A 20,264-nucleotide genomic window follows, 5' to 3' on the forward strand; every position below is an offset into this window, starting at 1 on the left:
TAGCAAAAGGAAGCTGTTTCACCAATGTAAACTTCCCTTCAAAGAAATCCAGTACAAAATCAATGCTATGAAACATGATCAACTGCCATGTCTCATAGCAAAAAAGTGAGATTCCGGTGAATCCCACTTTCACATGTTTGATTAACGACGCAAACCTAAGCGTTGGATCAGTTCACGGTAACGTTGGATGTCAGTTTTACGTAAGTAAGCTAACAAGTTACGGCGATGACCGATTTTTTTCATTAGTCCACGGTAAGAATGGTGATCTTTTTTGTGAACGCGTGCATGTTCGTTCAGGTGATTGATATCAGCAGTTAATACAGCGATCTGTACTTCTGGCGAACCAGTATCTCCTTCGTGACGAGCATATTCGCTAATGATTTGGTTTTTTTGTTCTTTTGACATTGCCATGTTTTCCACCTCTTTCTAAAGTATCATCTGCTTACTGAGTAGTACGTTGGTGACTCGTACAACCAAGTAAAAGACGGTGTGTTTCCACACAGATTATACTTTACAGGATAGCCCTTTAAAAAGCAAGATAAACCGTAGGGAAACACCCGTTTTTCTATAGAAAACTCCCCATTTCAGCTTGTTTTGTGATACACTTAATTACGCTAAGCAATCAAGTACTGGTAAGAGCTTCTGCTTTTACTGTTTCGCTACTATAAAAGGAGGAATTATCCTAGTGATTACAATGAAAGATATTATCCGAGAAGGACACCCTACATTGCGTCAGGTTGCAAAAGAGGTGACTTTCCCATTATCTGAGGAAAATATTGAATTAGGAAAAGATATGATGACGTTTCTAAAAAACAGTCAGGACCCTGAAAAGGCAGCCGAACTAGAATTAAGAGGGGGTGTCGGACTGGCAGCCCCACAGTTGGACATATCCAAACGAATCATCGCTGTTCACGTACCGAGCAGTGATCTGGAAAAGCCCGATCCTGAGTTTAGTGCCGTGATGTATAATCCTAAAATCATTAGTCACTCTGTCCAAGATGCCTGTCTTGCAGAAGGCGAGGGGTGCTTGTCTGTCGACCGCGAGGTACCTGGGTATGTCGTTCGTCATAACAAAATCACCCTTTCCTATTTCGATGCCGAGGGCGAAAAACACAAGAAACGCTTAAAAAACTATGAAGCGATTGTTGTACAGCATGAAATCGACCATTTGAACGGTGTGATGTTCTATGATCATATCAATGCAGAAAATCCTTTTGCATTGAAGGATGGCGTATTGGTGATCGAATAATTGTCTTCTTTCGTAAGACATTTTACCTGAGACAAAATTTCCGCTTTTTTCCAGCATACGCGCTATACTGTCGTTGTAACAAACAAAAGGATGAGGACGATGTTGGAAATTCATTATCTTGTTACAAGCAGTGACACAACAGCGAGCATAAAAAAATATGAAAAAGCGGCCGATTTCGTTGCTGCTCAACAGCGGGAAGTTCCCGATTTAGAGGACTACTACCCTGTGACAGAGGCGCTAGTTGACGGAGAAAAATTGGCATTGGATGAGCCTACTATATATGGACTGTTCAACAAATTGAATCAGTAAAAAGTAAAACAAAAAAGATGGATTTGCCGCTCGGCGAATCCATCTTTTTTGTTAATGAACAGTTCTTCTTAAAATACTGTCCGATTGTTTAAACAAAATTCAGTTCTTTCAGTGCCTTCCAGATGCCATCCTGATCATTCGTGTCTGTGACCATCGCAGCTTCCTTCTGTACATGGGACTCTGCGTTCCCCATTGCAACACCAATCCCAGCTTCCCGCAGCATTTCCCGATCGTTGTCCCCATCACCAAAAGTAATGATATCTTCACGGCTGATCCCAACTCGATCAGCCAGATTCATGATCGTTGCTGCCTTTGAGCCGCCCTGAGGAAGAATATCCACACTTTCCGGGTGCCAACGAACAAAACGGAATTTCGAAAATTGCTGATCGAATTTCCCTTCACAAGAGCCATCATAGAACGCCAATGCCTGATAAATATCTGCAGATTTAGCGAAATCTTCATCAAAAGCCAGATCATGAAAATCAATGGACTTCATAGCCGTTACAACCTGTTCTGCGCGGTGACTATTCGTTTTCTTGACATCATCCAAGCCAACATACGCAAGCCCTAACTCCTGTTTTTCCAACTCTGAAGAAAAACGCAGCAGCTCTTCTTCATCCAGAAGATTCTGGTAATACTGTTCATGACCCAAAAAACCCGCGGCTCCATTACACAGGATATAATTTGAAAATTCCAAATCTAAAATGACTTTCTGAGCCATGTAACGGCTTCTCCCCGTAGCGATCGTCACCAAATGTCCTTGCCGTCTAAGCTTTTGCAGCGCTTCTCTCGTACTGTCCAATGCTTGCTTATCTGTCCCCAGTAGCGTACCGTCGATGTCGAATGCAAAAAGTTTTCTTTTCATGGAATATCACTTTGCCTGCCTTTATTTTATATTTTTTGATCGTTTCTACCATTATTCTTTTATTATTAGATAGACGACTAACATTTTCCAACATTTACCGCCTATCCATATACTCATCTATTTTACATACTTTAACTAAAAAAGCCAATTGTTGAGATGCCTTAATCAATTCCGAAGGTCCTCTTCCCCTTGGATTCTCGCCTTTAGAGTCAAACTGTAGAAGAATTATCAGAACTGAAAATTTCAAGTGATTTTTCAGAAAAATACTTATTGTAAATTGAATAGGCACACCAAGATTTGGCATACTAGATGACTTACATCTTTTAAATATGAGCCCAAAGCAAAAAGCTACGAATAGACCTATAGAGGCACTCGTAGCTTCATTTATCTTATTAATCTAAATAGTTTGTATCGGCATTATTCAACCAAGCATAACCTAGCCCCATGACCAATCCGCCACCAATGAAGTTTCCAATCAGCGCAAAGAAAAGGTTGTGGATCACATTACCTACTGTCAACGCAGCCATAGTTCCGTGCGAAGCAAAATATGCAAGCGTAAATGCTGGGAAGTTTGCAATAACGTGTTCGTAGCCCAAGAATGCGAAGATAAAGATAATAAAGATGATTGCTGCCACTTTACCAGCGTCATCTTTCATACGCATGCTTACTAATACAGCCGTATTTACAACAATATTAGCAAACATACCTTCAACAAGGATCTGAACCGTACTCTTCGTTAATTTCCCTGAAATCGAGGTAAACATAAAATTGTCTGGAGCTAAATCTTGAAATGGAACAGTCTGAGAAATAAGAAAACCAAAAAGCACGCCTCCGACTAAGTTGAATAAAATACAGGTAAACAAAATTTTTGCTGCAAACGGTAATGAAATCTTTTTGCGATAGACACCGACCGTCATGTAAAGCATGTTCGATGTACCCAATTCGGCATTCATATAAAGAATCATGACTAAAGACCAACTGAACATAAATGCATAAAGCATTTTTCCTAAACCGTGAGCAATGTCCTCACCTTTCATAGCGATAGCGAAAGCTATTGCAGTACCTAAGGTTAAAAACATACACGCCAGCATTGCACGAAAAGCATAACGAACAACACTATTTTGAAACAAACTCATTTTCTTATTGATCGACTTGTCGATCTGTTCAAAGAGAGGAGATACTGGTTTCATCATTACTGCTCCTTTTCAATTGATTTTCACTATGTGTTTTCAAAATATCCTTTTTTATTCTAATGACCTTGACGCCATTTGTCCAGTGATTTTTTTATACTTATTCTCTCATTTAACCATTTTTTTGTCGCTTTCTCCAGTAAAAGCACTGAAAGAACTTGACTTTACAGCTGTTTTCAAGGTACAATACTCTTTGTGTAAAATAATGCAGCAGAAGAATAATAACTCGTCAACAGTTCATTGCCTCATGATGGTTCAACTGCGTAACCGCGGCTGCAAAGGTGAAGGTTGAAGAATGAACTGCACGAATATGAATTTTTCAGAAGATTATTTTACTCCAAAAAAACTTATTTATTGGAGGAATTTTTAATGTCTCGTTATACAGGACCATCTTGGAAAATCTCTCGTCGTCTAGGTATCTCTCTATCAGGAACTGGTAAAGAACTAGCACGTCGTCCTTACAAACCAGGTCAGCACGGACCAAACAGCCGTGGTAAATTATCTGAATACGGTTTGCAATTAACTGAAAAACAAAAATTACGTCATATGTACGGTATGAATGAACGTCAATTCGTTAACTTGTTCGTAAAAGCAAGCAAAATCAAAGAAGGTAAACACGGTGTTAACTTCATGATCTTGCTGGAACAACGTTTAGACAACGTCGTTTACCGTTTAGGTCTTGCAACTACTCGTCGTCAAGCACGCCAATTGGTTAACCATGGTCACGTGACTGTTGATGGCAAACGCGTAGATATCCCTTCATACCACGTTGAAGTTGGTCAAGTGATTTCTATCCGTGAAAAATCTAAAAATGTTGTAACTATCAAAGAAGCAGTTGAATCAACTCTTGGTCGCCCTGCTTTCATCAGCTTCGACGCTGAAAAATTAGAAGGAAGCCTAACTCGCTTACCAGAGCGTGAAGAGCTTTATGCAGAAATCGACGAAGCACTTATCGTTGAATACTACAACCAAAAAATGTAACAACGAATCAAAAACCTTGTCGAATTTTTTCGACAAGGTTTTTTTCTACTTATTATGAATGAGCTCATTCAGCTCTTTACTACTTCTTTTAGCCTCCAGCTTAGCATATACATAGAATGCCAGTGAATGCAGCAACACAGATAACACAAGCATCCCCGGCAACCATGGAAGAATCACCGCGAACATTTCTGTTGAAAATAGATAAACAGCTAGTAGACCAAACGCAATATTCAATCCAGAAGAAATCAGTACATTCCAGATTGGTTTCAATGTCAGATAATTCCACAATCCACTATAAACCACACCAAACATCACACCAAAGCTAGTCGAAATCCCAATCAAATGCCAAAGATAACTGATTGAAATTAGTTGATCCCTAAAAAATACTGTCAGTAAAAACGTAACCCACACAAATGTAACCGTAAATACCTGAAAAAATGATTGTTTTAATTGATTGATCATGAAAATAGCCTCCTAAATGTTTTAATATAATGTCTACTGATAAAGTATGTAGCACCGTTCTTCATCAATAATTCGATTCTTGCATTCGTTGTAGCTGAAAATCGTTCAATCTCTTTGTGATTAATCACCACTTGGTTATTTACTCTTATAACCCATAAGGCGCAAACTCCTGCTCTACATATTTCAATCGCTTAGTGTAAAGGAACATTTCTCCGCTTGCCATAGTTAAATTGCATGATCGATCTTCTGACTCAATACTGATAACGGCGCTGATAGGAATCTGGCAGTTGCGATTATTTTTACCATCAATAACAGTTAACACCTTCTCTGTTTGCTCTATTGCCTGTCGGAGCTGCTGCCACTCTTTCTCCTTATCAGGATGCGTGACGACCATAACATCCTCCAATGCGAGCTGCTCCTTTGCTTTAAATATGACGTTCATTCTTTTCCCTCCTACAAACACTATACTAAAGTAACACAATTCTGAATTCGAGCTTTTTGCGGCTTGTTGCACTTTTTCTTCACTTTGTTTCATTGATCAAGAAATATCCCTGTAAAAATGCGTGTAGGACAATAATGTGTGCCCTATCCAGTCGCTTAAAACCAAATAAATAGTATTTTCCAAATTACAAGGCAATGCCTTTCGCTCTAAGCACATCTTTCGATTTTACTAAAAAATAAACAGAGATCACCCCAAAAAATAAATTGGCATTTAGATATGTATAAATTACTATAAATAACGTAACAACCAACAACTTTTTTATTTTTCATTTACTCTTAATTGAGTAATACTCCTTTTAGCTGCCTATTTCCAAGGGCAGCTTTTTTCTTCAAACTGTATATTTCAAGACATTCATACTGTATATAGCGTGAAAAACCACCCCATGCATCGTTATTCTCAATAAAATACACAAACAATAAAAACAACATTCCTTTTTAAAATAACGATTGTCATTAAATTATATATACTAGAGCTACAGTCTGCTTTCCAGACGAACGCCATTTTCTACTAAGTACAAAAAATAGAAAACCGTTCGATTTCTTCTTTACAAAAGGAACATATGTTCTTATAATGGTAATTGACTCTCATTAGATCATAATAAATAAACAGGAGGGAAAGAAATGAAATTAGTTGTTACTGAACGCCATTTAGGAGAAGGGATTTTCCCTGTATTTTCAGCTGGATCAAAGGTTACCGAACTCAACCCCTGTAAAAAATATAAGAATTGGACCGCTGGAACCATCGACGGCTATCCAACCTATCTCCCATTAGATTACCTTAACAAGGACATACTGACTCGTGACTACAACCCTACTGAGCTTGTAGCATCTGAAAACAGCATCGTCGAATTACTTGAAGTCGTCTACGAATGGGCTTTAGTAAAAAATCAGGATGGATCGATTGGTTGGCTGCCTTTTGAAATCCTAAAGTCGTTGGATTTTACTTGAATCAAAATGGTAGGAGACACGAACCTATGAAAAAATATATTGGTTCTCTAAAGGAGAAAACACCCAACCTTTTGACAGAGGAGCTGTTAACTGCTCACGTCAGTCATCTTCAGTATTTAGAGCAGACTGGCGTACTGTTATTGTGTGGCCCTTTGAAGGATAGCGACCAAGCGTTTCAATTATTGCAGGCCGAGTCTCTTTTAGAAGCTCAGCTACTCTTTTTCAGCGATCCCTTCATCCAAAACGGTTACTATAGAAACTGTACAATTCATGAGCTGATCGAAGCCAATCCAAGCAATCATTTTCTACTTTCGGATTCAACAGTGACTAATCATCTTTGACATTTTCAGAAAAAATAAGAGAAGAGACACGGAAATTTATTAACTAATTTCCGTGTCTCTCATCTTATTTTCTAAGTGTCACCCTTCTTTTAGCTGTAACACGCCATCCTTCATCACAAAGACTTGATCGCATTGCTTAATCAATCGTTCATCATGCGTGACCATGATTGTTGCTTTGTTTTTTTCCTTTGTTTCTTTCGCTAAGATATCAACTACCTCAAACGCCTTCTCAGAATCTAAACTCGCTGTCGGCTCATCTGCTAAGATAATCGAAGGATCATTATACAAGGCTCTGGCAATCGCCACCCGTTGCCGTTCACCACCTGATACTTCATCCGGATATTTATTCTTCAGCTTATCTACACCTAATTGCTCCAACAACTCCTGAATCCCAGAAGATGTCCCTCTAGCCTTTTTTACCTTGTCCACCAGACGCAGCTGTTTTTCAATCGTCAGAAACGGTACCAAGTTAGAGGCTTGTAAAATGAACCCAATTTCAGAAAAGCGAAGCATAGAACGTTTCTTTTCACTCACTTTACTAAAGGGTTGCTCGTTGATTCGAACCTCCCCTTTTGTCGGCGTCTGCAAACCTCCGGCAATTGTCAAAAACGTACTCTTCCCTGAACCACTAGGCCCGATTACTGCCGCAAACTTTCCTTTCTCCAGAGAAAATTCGGTTGTCTTCAAAGCAGCGATCATCGCGTCTCCATCTAAAAAGCTTTTTTCAACTTGTTTAAACTCTATTGCTTTCATCCAATGCTCACCATCCTTTATCCAATCGCTTTGAGAGGATCGACCTTCACGATCGTCCGTACTGAAAACAATGCCCCCAGCACCGCAACTATCAACATCGCGCCACTAATCCCTGCAAAAAACAGCCAGTTTACTTGGAACGGAACAGCTGCCGGCAGAACGGCCGATGTCCCTACAGTTCCAATGAACCCTAAACCAATCCCAATAACTGCCAACAGGAAGGTCTGCATAATCACAGAAGTTGAAATATAGCCGCTTGATATCCCTTGCGCCTTCATCACACCGAAAATACTGATTTTCTGTAGTGTCAGCACATAAATAAAAATACCGATGACGATTGCAGCAATGACAATCAGAAAGCCAATCATAAAACCAAAGGTCAGAACCTGCGCATTATACCCAGGGAGTTCACTGATAAACTCCTGAATGCTGTACACGGATAAGTCATCACTAGTGGTTTTTACTTGCTTAATTTCATTCTCTTTCCCTCTCACGATAATTCCGTTGATTCGCGCCTGATCTATCGGTACACGCTTTTCAAATCGAAGCAGCTGGAAATCTTCGACCGATACATAAAGAACCGGTGCCACCGTATAGCGTGCGTTTTCCGTGAAACCTACGATTTTCAACGTCACATCACTACCCGATAAAGTCACAGTATCGTTCAGCTTTACACCGTCTTCCTCTTTTAGCGTAATATCTGCTACCGTTTCATTTTCATTTTCGAACATTCGACCTTCAATAATCGAAGGTGCTAAAAATTCATCTTTGTTTATTCCAAAAAAGCTAATATCCACCTTAGCCTTCGCTCCATCTGTCTTGATGATTCCTGCCGTTTGAGCAAACGCGGCCTTTTCTTCTGCCTTCACTTCATCCAATGACTTAATAGGCAGCATAGACATATTCAGATTTACATTCGATTCCTCTGACAAGACGATCCCATCCGCCTGCCATTTATCGATCGCCATCCGATAATCTTGAGATAACCCATACGCTAGACCCGTTAGAAAAAAACGAGATACGCGATCAAAAACATGACGCCCACAATCAAACTGTATCTTAATTTGGCATGTATAATTTCATTCCATGCTAAAAACATGCAATACCCTCCTCAATCTTCATCAAAACGAGTATAGCAAATGAAGGATTTTCTTACAAAATAACTGCCTCCTTCAAAATTTTTCAAATTTCTTCTTTACTTTTTTTCCGTTATCCTTTATATTTTTCGTTAACCAGTTTTAAAAATAAGTTTACGAAGAGGTGCACAAATGAACCATTCTCTACGATCAATGATTCTAGCTGCTGAATTTGCAGCCATTATCGCTGTTCTTTCGCAGTTAACGATTCCACTGGGGATCATTCCCTTAACCGGCCAGACATTAGCTGTTGGCCTTGCAGCAACCATTCTCGGTCGCAAAACCGGAACCAATGCAATTTTAATTTACTTACTTCTCGGTTTGATCGGGCTTCCCGTATTCGCTGGAATGAGCAGTGGATTTTCTGTCCTCTTTGGACCAACAGGTGGTTATTTGATTGGTTTCATTGTCAACGGATTAGTTACTGGCGGCATTTTGGAGCGTGCCGGTTTTACCTATAAATGGGCATTGTTCGCTAATCTAATCGGTGCTGTGCTTACTCTGTTGTTTGGTACGATCTGGCTAAAGCTATCCGGTAGCATGTCTTGGCCTGGTGCTTTTCAAGGTGGCTTCCTGCCTTTTCTTGCTCCCGGAGCAATCAAAGCTATAGCTGCAGCCTATCTAGGTATTTTATTGAGACAACGACTTCCATTTTTTTCAGAAAATTCTAAAAGTTCCGTTCAAAAATAAAGAAAAACAAGGTATACTTATCTATGAATGGGATAAAATGAATAGGGAGAAACACACCTATAATGGTTCCTATGAACAAAGAAATCGGAGGGGTAACGGTGAATAAAAATAAAAAGTTTATCCGTACTGTAGCAGAATTCGCACTCTTAATTGGTTTTGTTTTTCTTTTGAGACTCTTTGTTTTCAATCCTGTTGAAGTTTCCGGTACTTCAATGGAGCCAAATTATCACAATGCAGATCGCTTATGGCAAACGTCGATTGTTTCTCCTCGTCGTTTTGATGTCATCACATTCAAGAGTCCCAGAAATGGAAAATCCCTGGTTAAACGTGTGATTGGTCTATCTGGAGATACTATTCGCTACGAAAACGACCAACTCTATATTAATGATAAACCTTATGACGAGCCTTACTTAGACGAGTTTAAAGAGTCCAAGGAAACAGATGTACTAACTGATGATTTTACTATTGAAACAATAGTAGACAGCACTACAAAGACCGTTCCCGAAGGAAGCTACTTTGTTATGGGCGATAACCGACAAGAGACTGACGACAGCCGTTATTTCGGCTTTGTTCCTGAAGATGCTATCACTGGAGTAGTTTTCTTCCGATTTTTCCCACTCGAAAAAATCGGTGCTCCGTGATAAATAAAAATACAGCACACGTAGTATGAAACATACGGTTGCTGCTTTTTGTTTATCCATTTTCAATAGTAGCACAAATAACCCTCTTTCAAGATTATACCGAAAAGACAGGTACAGAGTTGCTTTTTCCTCAATTAACCCCCTATACTGAGAGAATAGGGTGGCGGTTTTCTATCATTATTTCCTATATGCAAATAAACGGCGGACCAGTTTTGTATGCTTTCATGCCTATTCATTCGCGGCTATGCGAAATGTGCATTCAAAAAGACCTCTTTATCAGAGTTACTCATATTTGGTCCAGCCTTTTGCAGATTATACATTCAATACATACCCTCTTGAACGTACTGTTTTGATATATTCTGGTTTCAATGGATCTTTTTCAATTTTTCTTCGTAAATGGAAAATTAAATTCGCTACACGAAACTTCAGATTTTCAGATTCTTCTTTATTGTTCCATACTTGTCGATAAATCGCTTGATACGGAATCGCTTCCGATTTTTTCCGATACAATAGTTCAATTGTCTTGAACTCAAGCTTTGTCAGTCCAACTTCTCTGTTCCCATCGACCATCACACTCAAGTTGCTCGGAATTAATTTGAAATCTTTTGGTCCTTCAACAGACTCACTTAGCGAATGTGACATATTTTGCACTGCACCATGCCGCAATGAATTTTTTAGCATCAATTGGTACTCTTCCGGATCAACCTTAGAGTTAATAATTCCATCTGCTCCTAGTTGTAAAAGAATAATCCGTGTCGTTTTAGGCAGTTCATCTGAAAAAATCCAGATTATTGCACTCGTCTGCTTTCTTATTTTTATCAGCAGTTCGCAAACTTTGCCAACTTCTCCTTCTGAATCACTTTGAATAATCAGTGCATCCATCTCTCCGATTTCTTCAATATCTTCTTTCAGCGACATTTCCAACAAATTAAATGTGTCATCGCCTTTCAGAGCTTCTACATGTTTATTGTCTGGAAGCCCATTATTTGAAACAAATCCGATTTGATACATAACTTCTCCTCCTCATATGAAAACAGTATTATTTTAAACCTTTTTCAAAGCATTATTCCCTATTTACTGCTATAATTACAGCAAAAGCTCGTTTTTTTAATCAGTAAAAAGCAGATTACAATCTTTCTCAACCATAAAAAAAATGCTTGTTTTAAGCGAATTTTCCTAGTTGCTTTTTTCATAAAATAATTAGTTCTAAGAAAAAAAGAGGAAAAAGTAGATAAATTAATGAAGTATTTTTAATTGACGGTTTAATTGACGGCTTTTTCAAATTTTGAAGTATTTTTAATAAGGTGAAAAATAACAAAAAAGCTTCATGAAAAAATCATGAAACTTCTTTTTTTGTACTATTTAAAATCAATTTAGCATCTAATTTAGATATGGCGATCTGTCTATTTTCCCACATTGAGTCTGTATATGTGTCCAAAGTCATTTTAACAGAAGAATGCCCAAGCAACCTACTTAATGTTGCTACATCAACCCCTTCTTCAATACAGCGGGTCGCAAAGGTATGGCGTAGAACATGAAAATGGATGTCTAGATCGGCTTTCCTGATAGTTTTTTTGAAACGATAATTAATGACACGAGGTTCTGCAAAACTGTTTTTACAGGAGATTAAAAACTCCGAATTTGCTTTGTTTCTATTTTCCAACAAATATTCCTTGAGGTTTTCCGCTAATGGGATGTCGCGTCTGGATGTTTCTGTTTTAGGTGTGCTCAAAATCAATTTTGTTTTCTGTATGGAGTCGTCACAATTAACTCTTAGAAGTGTTCGCCTGACCCGAATAATATTATTACCAAAATCAATATCTGTCCACTTTAGCCCACTAATCTCACCAATACGCATGCCCGTATACAAAGCAAGAATTACCGGAGAGCATGATTCTTCTTGAAGTGCCGCTTGTTCCAATCGCTTCTGCTGCTGAATGGTCATTGCACTCACTCGTTCATTTCTATTTTTCGGAAGCACAATATCTTCACATGGATTTTCCGAGAGATAGTGTTCCTTGCAGGCTTGATTCAAGGCATGCTTCAATACTGTTATAATTCCCTTGATTGTCGTCGGTGACAGTTCTTTATGCTGTAAGTAATGAACAAACTCATTAATATCCGCATGTCTTAGCTCACCCATTTTTTTGTTTCCTAAAAATGGCGTAATATGCTTCTCTACCCGTCCTGAATATGCAGCATATGTTGTGACTTTGACCCTTCTTTTTACTGTATATTCAAGCCAGTGATTCAGCCAGTCAGCAAGCCTACCTTGAAAAAGCAGTTGTGCTCGATTCGCTTGACTGTATTGTGATTTCAGCACAGTGAGCTTGTTTTTCACTGTATTATATTTTTTCCCATATACATATCCAAAAATTATTTTCCCATTTTCTGTTCTTTTTTTTATATAGCGGCCTTCATAACGACCATCTTTTCTTTTATAGATATTTTCGCCTTTTCTGGCCAAAAAGATCACATCCTACTGTTAGTTTTGACGGCTTTTGTGACGGCTTATTAATTATTAGAAACAAATTTGTTAAATTTGCCCATTATTTGCCATTTAGAAAGCTTTTCCAGTCTGTTTTTATCATTTTTTTCACTTTTTTATAAAAAGTATGAAAACAAAAAGACAAAAAAATGATAGACTACTGAACTGATTTCAGTTAAAATATTACTGAAATCATAATTTTGATCATATTTTTCAGTGAAAACAGACTTTTTCTCAAAACTAATTATTTTATGAAATATTTTTTTATTTTATGGTTAAAAATAATATATAATATTTATTCATTTAAAACAATAACATATATCTATCCTATCTGTAAATCATCGATAATAAACCGTTTTCTTATCCAATTCCGATCCCTTTCGTACCAAATCACTCTCTTTATCTGGTTTTGATTAAAAACCACAACAGTTCAATAATAATTATACGCTATTATTATTAATAGATACTATTAATTCTATTAATTTATATTATTTTTCTACAAAAAAAATCCATTTTTTTATGGATGATTATCGCTAATTCACTAAAAATAAAGTTCTTTTGGAAATGCACCCTCGCATTTCTCTAATAGTCCACCAATTGAATCTCCTCCCCTCCAATTGATTCACCTTCAGATAAGCATGAGAATATTAGCTTTTATAGTCGCTTAGGGACTCTTTCCATCTTTTGAAGCATGCATTTTTTTGTCAAAAATCAGAAAAATGAGTAGTATTTTTGATTCCATAGAAACTAAGCCAAACAATACGAAAATAGTTGCTCATATTTTCAGTATTGTTTGGCTTATTCATCCGTTCTATTCTCTTCGTCCAAGCCTTCCAATCCATTTATAATTCAGTTATTCTTGTGCTATTGCCAGCTTGTATAACGGAAGCAACTGTTGATATGTTTCCAACATATACGCTTTCGTTTTTTTCTTATCCTTTAGTATAGGAGCGTCTCTTTTGATTATTCTCCCTATTTGAAACTCACCCTTTTTTATATTACAAAACCGAAGCAAGCCTCTTTCTATATCTGCGTCGAGTAATTTTTCAACATCAGGGCGTGTATGATCCAATGACATATAGAAATCCTCTGGTAGTTGGTCAAACAGTTCTTGATTGTTTAAAAATGCTTCCGCAATTTTCTGTTCATTCTTAGGATTATCAATTAGTGACAACCACATAAAAATATAGTCCGGCCATATCCCTAACTGGAAATGAGGGTCCATTTTATAACCACGCTTTTTTTGGCTCAACGCTGACCATGTATTCTCCGGCGGATAGGTAGTTCGACGCCGATGTTGGGCAATATGAACAAAGAATTCTGTTTCAAGTTCCTTGCCTAACTCTAACGCAAAGTAATCATCTAACTCTTGAAATACCGGCTGAATCTGGTTGCGTATCCCTTCCATTCTGGGTTCCAAGCCTTCAATCTTAAATACGTCAAAACTTTTTTCTGTAAACATTAAAATAGTAGTTCCTCCTTTAGCGATACAGGCAACCTTTCTATTCAAGCAAGTCGAAAAAACTGCTGTATTTCTTCTTAGAGAACGATTGTTGCCAATTTTTTTAAACGGTATTCTTCTATTATATGTTTCCTTTCAATCGTATCTTTCGGGTAAAACCGATAGACCAACCAGTCAACTATCCATTTTTTCAAGATTAAGAGTAACACCTCTCCAAAAGAAATACAACTCCAATAATTATCATATTTTTCAAGATTTTAAGCTCTTTAAGAGAATTCGTTTTCTTATTAGTATAGGATCACAGCAAAACAAAGAGAATTGCTAGGTAAAGTAACAGATGTACTATCAAAAATAGGCAAAAAAAATTGCCAAAAAGCTTTTTCCACTTCTTGGCAACTGTACATATTTACTATTATGTTTTTCTATACCCAGCTAAAATCTTGTCCATTCGTCCCCCATCTATTTTCATCGTGCCACATACAATCAAGCCTACTAGAACAAAAACCTCGACTATGTTCTGAAGCATAAAATCTGTTGGAATAAATGTTGGTTTTGTCAAAACGATTGAAGCTGCTTCAACACCAAAGCTTAACATTAACGCCAATGCTGTCAACCACCAAAATCCAATTGATGTAAAACGCCACATCAGCACGATCAGCCAACTATAGCTCACCCAAACTGCGGTTACTACCAGAAGCTGCTTTAAATCAAGCTGTGTATGGTATCGCTGAATAACTACCATTAACAGCACCAATAAAATACTGACCAGAAATCCCGCTTTGACTACTCGTTCTCTTTCTGCATATCTCCACACTGAGAAAATCGCTCCTGCGATCATGCAACCTACAACGACTATTGGTGACCAGGTAAATCCCCGACTATAAATAAAATCGATTGTCAGACAAATCAATCCACTGACCGTCAATGTACTCATAAGCACCATATAAAGAACTTCCCATATATTTTTTCTTTTCAAACTGCTGACCATTTTTTTATCCCCTTTCAATAATGCATCTAAAGAGATTGAAAAAATTTCACTTAACTGGATCAGGCTTTCAATATCCGGATAGCTTCGTCCCACCTCCCAATTTGAAATCGTCTGTCTGGATACATGCATTTTTTCTGCCATTTCCTGTTGTGTAAAATGATATTCTTGTCTTTTCTCTTTTAGCTTTTCGCCTAAATTCATTTCGTTCTCCTTCTGTTTTCACTATAAGAAAATCATACCATTTTCACAAGAAAAGAAAATAAGCATTGACGAAAAACTAGTCGCAAAGATTCTAAGCATGTTGGTATAACAGGGTTTGTACCCTTTCTGCATTTTTTAAATTTCTGACGTGTATACTAAAAAATCTGCTCCTTAATCAACCTATAACCACTACTCTCAAGAAAAAGCTGAAGCGTCGTCAGTGCGAAATGAGAATGCTTCGACTGAAAATAAATACTTATACTTATTTTTTACACCTTAGCTAACAAACGCAGGAGCTCTAGTATTCAATTTTCTCCTAGCTTCTGAATCAACATCTGCTGCATGAGTACTAATCCTCCCTATCAACTATCATGGTTAAAACAGGCTATTTTTTGCATATTTTATTAAATAATAACCAATTAATGCATATTTATTTATAAAAATGGTTGATTTTTGCATTTTCAGGTGCTATGATAGATTCAATTCAATTTTTGAGATTAAACAAGGGGTGCATTGTAGATGAAAGAAAAAGTAGTATTAGCATATTCCGGAGGACTTGATACCTCTGTGGCAGTTAAATGGTTGGTGGACGAAGGCTATGACGTGATTGCCTGTTGTCTGGATATTGGCGAAAAGAAAGATTTGGATTTTATCAAAAATAAAGCATTATCTGTGGGAGCATCTGCTTCTTATACAATTGATGCCAAAGAAGAATTCGCTCAAGAGTTTGCCTTGATCGCTTTACAGGGTCATACATTCTACGAACAGTCCTATCCATTAGTTTCCGCATTGTCCAGACCTTTGATTGCAAAAAAACTGGTAGAGCTGGCAAAAGAAACCGGAGCAACAACAATCGCTCATGGCTGTACAGGAAAAGGCAACGACCAAGTTCGTTTTGAAGTAGCAATCAACGCATTGGCACCTGAAATCAACGTCATTGCACCCGTGCGTGAATGGAAATGGTCTCGTGAGGAAGAAATCAAATACGCGTTGGAAAAAGGGGTTCCTGTTCCGGCTGATTTAGATAATCCTTATTCTGTAGATCAAAACCTTTGGGGTAGAGCAAATGAGTGCGGTATTCTGGAAGATCCATGGGCAACACCACCAGAAGGCGCCTATGAGCTGACTGCAAGCTTAGAAACAGCACCTGATCAAGCAGATATCATTGAAATCACATTTAAAGAAGGGGTTCCAACAGCAATCAACGATGAAGAGATGCTGCTCTCTGAGCTGATTCTTCACCTAAATGATTTAGCCGGAAAACACGGTATTGGCCGGATCGACCATGTAGAAAATCGTTTAGTCGGAATCAAATCACGGGAAGTATATGAATGCCCGGCAGCAATTACATTGATGACTGCTCACAAAGAACTGGAAGATTTAACCTTTGTACGTGAGATGGCTCACTTTAAGCCAGTCATTGAAAATCAGTTGTCGCAAGTTATTTACGATGGCTTGTGGTTCAACCCACTGACAGATGCTTTAATTGCCTTCTTAAAATCCACACAGAAATACGTCAATGGTATCGTTCGGGTGAAACTGTTCAAAGGACACGCTATTGTCGAAGGTAGAAAATCTGCGAACAGCTTATATAATGAGGAGTTGGCAACTTATACCTCTGCCGATACATTCGATCAGGATGCAGCAATTGGTTTCATCAAACTGTGGGGACTGCCAACAAAAGTTCATGCAGAGGTACAGGCACAAGTAAAAACCAAAGAATAGAATGTGTCTCTTAGAGAGATGACTTTTGCAGTGTGCTGCAAATAAGGGAATCCGGCACGTTTTTTCGATACTTGCGTTAAGAGAGACTCCTTTTGCTCTGCGGAACGAAATAAGGAGTACCGCAAGACTTTCATCAATCATAGTCATTCTATAACAGGACGGTTATCTGAATGACTATGGTTACCCCTAATCTATACAGAGGCGGCTCGTCTATGAAACAGGAATAGATGGATCGCCTCTTTTCTTTAATGAAAATAAATCAAACTGAGGTGACAAGCATGAAAAAATTATGGGGTGGGCGTTTTGAAGGGAAGAGTGAGAGCTGGATCGATGAATTCGGCGCATCGATTTCTTTTGACCAGGCATTAGCCGTACAAGATATCCAAGGAAGCTTGGCGCATGTAAAAATGCTGGGGCATACTGGAATCATCAACGAAGAGGAAGCAGAAACCATCAAAAACGGGTTACTGGCTGTTCAGAAAAAATTAGCAGATAACGAGCTGGTATTCAGTGTTAAAAATGAAGATATTCATCTAAATATCGAAACCTTTCTTCACCAAGAAATTGGTGCAGTAGCTGGGAAGCTTCATACAGGTAGAAGTCGGAATGATCAGGTTGCCACTGACATGCACCTCTACTTGAAAACAATTGTTCAACAAACAATTGAAAAAATCCATACGTTTCGCCACGTACTTGTAGAAAAGGCCGGCAACCATATTGAAACAATCATGCCGGGGTACACACATCTACAGCATGCACAGCCCATTTCGTTTGCCCATCATCTAATGGCCTACTATGGAATGCTGACAAGGGATCAGGAACGTTTTTCAGAAAGCTTAAAGCGAATTGATATCTCGCCACTAGGCTGTGCGGCATTAGCCGGAACAACTTTTCCCATTGATCGAGAATATTCTGCCAAAGAGCTTGGCTTTTCAGCTATCTACGACAATAGCTTAGATGGGGTCAGTGACCGAGATTTCATTTTAGAATTTCTGAGCAACAGTTCAATCATGATGATGCACTTGACTCGGTTCTGTGAGGAACTGATTTTATGGTGTAGCCATGAATTTCAATTTATTGAACTGACGGATACTTTTTCTACCGGAAGCTCTATTATGCCCCAAAAAAAGAATCCGGATATGGCGGAACTGATTCGTGGGAAATCTGGGCGGGTCTTCGGAAATTTATTTGGTCTGTTGACGGTTCTTAAAGGGCTACCTCTTGCGTATAACAAGGATCTACAAGAGGACAAAGAAGGGATGATCGATACCGCCCACACGATTTTGACTAGTCTGGATATCATGGCCGGCATGATTGACACGATGAAAATCAATGAAGAAACCATGGAAAGCTCGACAGAAAAAGACTTTTCCAATGCCACTGAGCTGGCAGATTATCTTGCTGCAAAAGGCATGCCGTTCAGAGAAGCACATGAAGTTGTTGGAAAATTAGTATTGGCTTGTACAAAAAAGGGAATCTATCTGCAAGATATTGCTCTGAAGGACTATCAAGATGTTACGCCTCTTATTGAAAAAGATATCTATGAAGCGTTGAAATCTCGAACTGCTGTTAAACGCCGGAACTCTCATGGCGGAACTGGATTTGAGCAAGTCAAAGCTACCGTAGAAAAAGCTACTGCCCAACTGGAAAAAGAGGAATAAAAGAACGAGAGCGAGACATACTCCATCTGGAGTTCCTGTCTCGCTCTCGTTCTAGCTATATCTATTGTTCAAGTCTTAATTATCTGGTTTTTGTACGTGTATCTGCATCAATACCGGGAGCCTTGCCTAATTTTGCTTGGATCATCCAGATTTTCTTCTCGATATCTGTTTTATTGGCAATAAAAATATCTTGTGTAGAATCGTCGCCTTCGTCTCCGGAAACATCGATCCCTTTTTGATATAAGTCTGCTAAGTAGCGGTAGCCCTCTACTAATTTTTCCATACGCTCAGGAATTGTACGGTCCCAATTTCCTACTTCATCTTCGATTCCTGTGTTGTCTGCAAATTCTCGCAGTGTTGAATATGGCGAACCATCCAATGTAATTAGGCGTTCAGAAACAACATCCAACTGATCGTTGATTTCATCCATGAATTCGTCCATTAACGGATGCAATGTTAAAAATTCTGGTCCACGCATATACCAATGTGTTTGGTGGATAACCACTGAAAACTGACTTAAATCTGCAACCAATTGATTCAATACTTCTTTTGTTTGTTCAAATTTCATATTCCCATCCTCCTGTTTCTATTATAAATCTACAATACCATTGTATTATGAAATGAGGTGAAAGTACAATAAAATCACTCAAAATTAGAATATTTATTTTTTAATAATAATTACATTCTAATTAGATGGCTGCGTTGAAGATTCCTGTGTAGAGGATTCTTCCGTACTTTCCTGCGCTTCCTTCAAAAGATCGTCAACAGCATCTTTCAGGTCATCATCCGATGTATTTTCATCCAATGCCGGTTGGCTATAGAGATCATTCAGCATCTCGTTCATCACTTCATCCGTCACTTCATTAAGCGCCTCGTCCAGCTCCTCCGGTTTTTCAGTACCAGAGATAAACGCCATAAAGATATTGGAAACAACCTCTTCCTGATCCTTAGGGATAAACCATTTTCCCTTTTCTTTTTTCAAGGTTAAGTCCATCTCAATTGAATCATTCTCGATTTTGATGACTTGTATCCGCTCGGTAAAAATAGTGATTGCTGATTGAAGCGTTTCTTCCCCATCCAGCTCCTCATCAGATGCTTCTGCTGCCTCACTTGCTTCTTTGATCAAGGTACGAGTCATCTCTTTTACTGCATTTACTAAATCCAACCCGGTAATAAAATAGGTGATCGTTGCTGCGTCCTTTTCCTCTTTGATTCCCGCAACCTTGAAAGTGGTCTTCTCTCTCATCTGCTTCAACAATTCTTGCGTCAATCCAGTAACATCTCGTTCAGATACATCCTCTTCACTAGCTAAAAGCCCCTCTAAAAAGTCATCTTCAAATTTTTCAGCATTTTTATCCAGTTTCTCTCCCGTTTTTACACCATCTTCAAATGCATCTGCAAACTCATTGGTTCTTTCTTGATAAACCAACCGATCAATAAACAGCTCTCCTGCTTCTTCAGCAGGGATGGCCTTATTACAACCGGTAAGCAGCAATGCAGTCAAAGCAATGATCAGTACCGCTGTTTTTTTCATATGTGTTTTGTCCTCCATCTATGTATGTCGCCCATGTTTCGATTTCCATTCACTTCTGATCCTCTATCTTCTATTATTCCTAAAAGATTCAGAAAAGTCTACCTGAAATAAAAAAAATCACAATTTTTGCGTATTTTCT

General features: G+C 38.4%; 22 protein-coding genes and 1 pseudogene. 9 read left to right on the plus strand and 14 right to left on the minus strand.

Annotated elements, in window-relative coordinates:
- Nucleotides 1-141: 141 nt before the first annotated feature.
- The gene (gene rpsO / locus A5888_RS12110) at nt 142-411 is read right to left on the minus strand and encodes a 30S ribosomal protein S15 (RefSeq protein WP_086349479.1); all 270 of its coding nucleotides are present in this window, start codon (nt 409-411) and stop codon (nt 142-144) included.
- Between the two features lie 274 nt (nt 412-685).
- Here rpsO and def point away from each other — a divergent pair, with 274 nt between their 5' ends.
- Both def and A5888_RS12120 read left to right on the plus strand, forming a co-directional pair.
- Entirely contained in the window at nt 686-1,249 is a 564-nt protein-coding gene (gene def, locus A5888_RS12115; RefSeq protein ID WP_086349478.1) for a peptide deformylase, read from the plus strand.
- Between the two features lie 99 nt (nt 1,250-1,348).
- Nucleotides 1,349-1,558, plus strand: a complete 210-nt coding sequence (locus tag A5888_RS12120; protein WP_086349477.1) for a hypothetical protein — start codon at nt 1,349-1,351, stop codon at nt 1,556-1,558.
- Nucleotides 1,559-1,646: 88 nt separating this feature from the next.
- On the opposite strand, the gene A5888_RS12125 is transcribed toward A5888_RS12120, so the two are convergent.
- Both A5888_RS12125 and A5888_RS12130 read right to left on the minus strand, forming a co-directional pair.
- Nucleotides 1,647-2,423, minus strand: coding sequence for a Cof-type HAD-IIB family hydrolase (locus A5888_RS12125; RefSeq protein WP_086349476.1), 777 nt, complete (start codon nt 2,421-2,423; stop codon nt 1,647-1,649).
- Between the two features lie 392 nt (nt 2,424-2,815).
- Complete coding sequence (locus A5888_RS12130) at nt 2,816-3,613, minus strand: formate/nitrite transporter family protein (RefSeq protein ID WP_086349474.1); 798 nt, start codon at nt 3,611-3,613, stop codon at nt 2,816-2,818.
- Between the two features lie 369 nt (nt 3,614-3,982).
- Between A5888_RS12130 and rpsD the strand changes: the two genes are divergently transcribed.
- Entirely contained in the window at nt 3,983-4,594 is a 612-nt protein-coding gene (gene rpsD / locus A5888_RS12135) for a 30S ribosomal protein S4 (protein ID WP_086349473.1), read from the plus strand.
- Between the two features lie 45 nt (nt 4,595-4,639).
- Here the strand turns inward: rpsD and A5888_RS12140 are convergent, their stop codons facing one another.
- From A5888_RS12140 to A5888_RS12145, 3 genes are read right to left on the minus strand one after another with little or no spacing between them, the layout of a single operon-like run.
- Nucleotides 4,640-5,056: a hypothetical protein gene (locus A5888_RS12140; RefSeq protein ID WP_086349472.1), complete on the minus strand. Its 417-nt coding sequence runs from the start codon at nt 5,054-5,056 to the stop codon at nt 4,640-4,642.
- The gene (locus tag A5888_RS21490; RefSeq protein ID WP_170924798.1) at nt 5,053-5,187 is read right to left on the minus strand and encodes a LytTR family transcriptional regulator DNA-binding domain-containing protein; all 135 of its coding nucleotides are present in this window, start codon (nt 5,185-5,187) and stop codon (nt 5,053-5,055) included. The genes A5888_RS12140 and A5888_RS21490 overlap by 4 nt, the downstream gene beginning before the upstream one ends.
- Nucleotides 5,188-5,201: 14 nt before the next feature.
- Nucleotides 5,202-5,498: a hypothetical protein gene (locus tag A5888_RS12145; RefSeq protein WP_086349470.1), complete on the minus strand. Its 297-nt coding sequence runs from the start codon at nt 5,496-5,498 to the stop codon at nt 5,202-5,204.
- 680 nt (nt 5,499-6,178) lie between these two features.
- Between A5888_RS12145 and A5888_RS12150 the strand changes: the two genes are divergently transcribed.
- Both A5888_RS12150 and A5888_RS12155 read left to right on the plus strand, forming a co-directional pair.
- Nucleotides 6,179-6,505: a hypothetical protein gene (locus A5888_RS12150; RefSeq protein ID WP_086351118.1), complete on the plus strand. Its 327-nt coding sequence runs from the start codon at nt 6,179-6,181 to the stop codon at nt 6,503-6,505.
- A gap of 26 nt (nt 6,506-6,531) precedes the next feature.
- Nucleotides 6,532-6,846 carry a YciI family protein gene (locus A5888_RS12155; RefSeq protein WP_086351117.1) on the plus strand — a complete coding sequence of 105 codons (315 nt, stop codon included), beginning with the start codon at nt 6,532-6,534 and terminating at the stop codon, nt 6,844-6,846.
- A 78-nt stretch (nt 6,847-6,924) separates the two neighbouring features.
- Here A5888_RS12155 and A5888_RS12160 read toward each other — a convergent pair whose 3' ends face one another.
- Both A5888_RS12160 and A5888_RS12165 read right to left on the minus strand, forming a co-directional pair.
- Complete coding sequence (locus A5888_RS12160) at nt 6,925-7,599, minus strand: ABC transporter ATP-binding protein (RefSeq protein ID WP_086351116.1); 675 nt, start codon at nt 7,597-7,599, stop codon at nt 6,925-6,927.
- A 17-nt stretch (nt 7,600-7,616) separates the two neighbouring features.
- Nucleotides 7,617-8,698: pseudogene (locus tag A5888_RS12165) on the minus strand (ABC transporter permease).
- 169 nt (nt 8,699-8,867) lie between these two features.
- On the opposite strand from A5888_RS12165, the gene A5888_RS12170 reads away from it, so the two are divergent.
- Both A5888_RS12170 and lepB read left to right on the plus strand, forming a co-directional pair.
- Entirely contained in the window at nt 8,868-9,425 is a 558-nt protein-coding gene (locus tag A5888_RS12170; RefSeq protein WP_086351115.1) for a biotin transporter BioY, read from the plus strand.
- A gap of 98 nt (nt 9,426-9,523) precedes the next feature.
- Nucleotides 9,524-10,066 carry a signal peptidase I gene (lepB, locus tag A5888_RS12175; RefSeq protein WP_249274572.1) on the plus strand — a complete coding sequence of 181 codons (543 nt, stop codon included), beginning with the start codon at nt 9,524-9,526 and terminating at the stop codon, nt 10,064-10,066.
- 312 nt (nt 10,067-10,378) lie between these two features.
- Here lepB and A5888_RS12180 read toward each other — a convergent pair whose 3' ends face one another.
- The 4 genes from A5888_RS12180 to A5888_RS12195 all read right to left on the minus strand — a co-directional run bounded on the left by A5888_RS12180 (nt 10,379) and on the right by A5888_RS12195 (nt 15,205).
- Nucleotides 10,379-11,077 carry a winged helix-turn-helix domain-containing protein gene (locus tag A5888_RS12180; protein ID WP_086351114.1) on the minus strand — a complete coding sequence of 233 codons (699 nt, stop codon included), beginning with the start codon at nt 11,075-11,077 and terminating at the stop codon, nt 10,379-10,381.
- Nucleotides 11,078-11,402: 325 nt separating this feature from the next.
- On the minus strand, nt 11,403-12,533 hold the full coding sequence (locus A5888_RS12185) for a tyrosine-type recombinase/integrase (RefSeq protein ID WP_422389723.1): 1,131 nt from the start codon (nt 12,531-12,533) through the stop codon (nt 11,403-11,405).
- 874 nt (nt 12,534-13,407) lie between these two features.
- A complete protein-coding gene (locus A5888_RS12190; RefSeq protein WP_086349853.1) occupies nt 13,408-14,022 on the minus strand; it encodes a DUF1054 domain-containing protein in 615 nt (204 codons plus the stop codon).
- Nucleotides 14,023-14,428: 406 nt separating this feature from the next.
- A complete protein-coding gene (locus tag A5888_RS12195; RefSeq protein ID WP_086349468.1) occupies nt 14,429-15,205 on the minus strand; it encodes a helix-turn-helix domain-containing protein in 777 nt (258 codons plus the stop codon).
- 519 nt (nt 15,206-15,724) lie between these two features.
- On the opposite strand from A5888_RS12195, the gene A5888_RS12200 reads away from it, so the two are divergent.
- Nucleotides 15,725-16,930, plus strand: a complete 1,206-nt coding sequence (locus tag A5888_RS12200) for an argininosuccinate synthase (RefSeq protein WP_086349467.1) — start codon at nt 15,725-15,727, stop codon at nt 16,928-16,930.
- A gap of 278 nt (nt 16,931-17,208) precedes the next feature.
- Nucleotides 17,209-18,591 (plus strand): argininosuccinate lyase, encoded by a 1,383-nt coding sequence (gene argH / locus A5888_RS12205; protein WP_086349466.1) that lies wholly within the window; start codon nt 17,209-17,211, stop codon nt 18,589-18,591.
- A gap of 79 nt (nt 18,592-18,670) precedes the next feature.
- On the opposite strand, the gene A5888_RS12210 is transcribed toward argH, so the two are convergent.
- Both A5888_RS12210 and A5888_RS12215 read right to left on the minus strand, forming a co-directional pair.
- Nucleotides 18,671-19,159 (minus strand): Dps family protein, encoded by a 489-nt coding sequence (locus A5888_RS12210; protein ID WP_086349465.1) that lies wholly within the window; start codon nt 19,157-19,159, stop codon nt 18,671-18,673.
- A gap of 117 nt (nt 19,160-19,276) precedes the next feature.
- Nucleotides 19,277-20,125 (minus strand): DUF5105 domain-containing protein, encoded by an 849-nt coding sequence (locus A5888_RS12215; protein WP_170924796.1) that lies wholly within the window; start codon nt 20,123-20,125, stop codon nt 19,277-19,279.
- Nucleotides 20,126-20,264: the final 139 nt, after the last annotated feature.

The organism is Enterococcus sp. 9E7_DIV0242 (genome assembly GCF_002140975.2).
Classification (GTDB): Bacteria; Bacillota; Bacilli; order Lactobacillales; family Enterococcaceae; genus Enterococcus_L; species Enterococcus_L clewellii.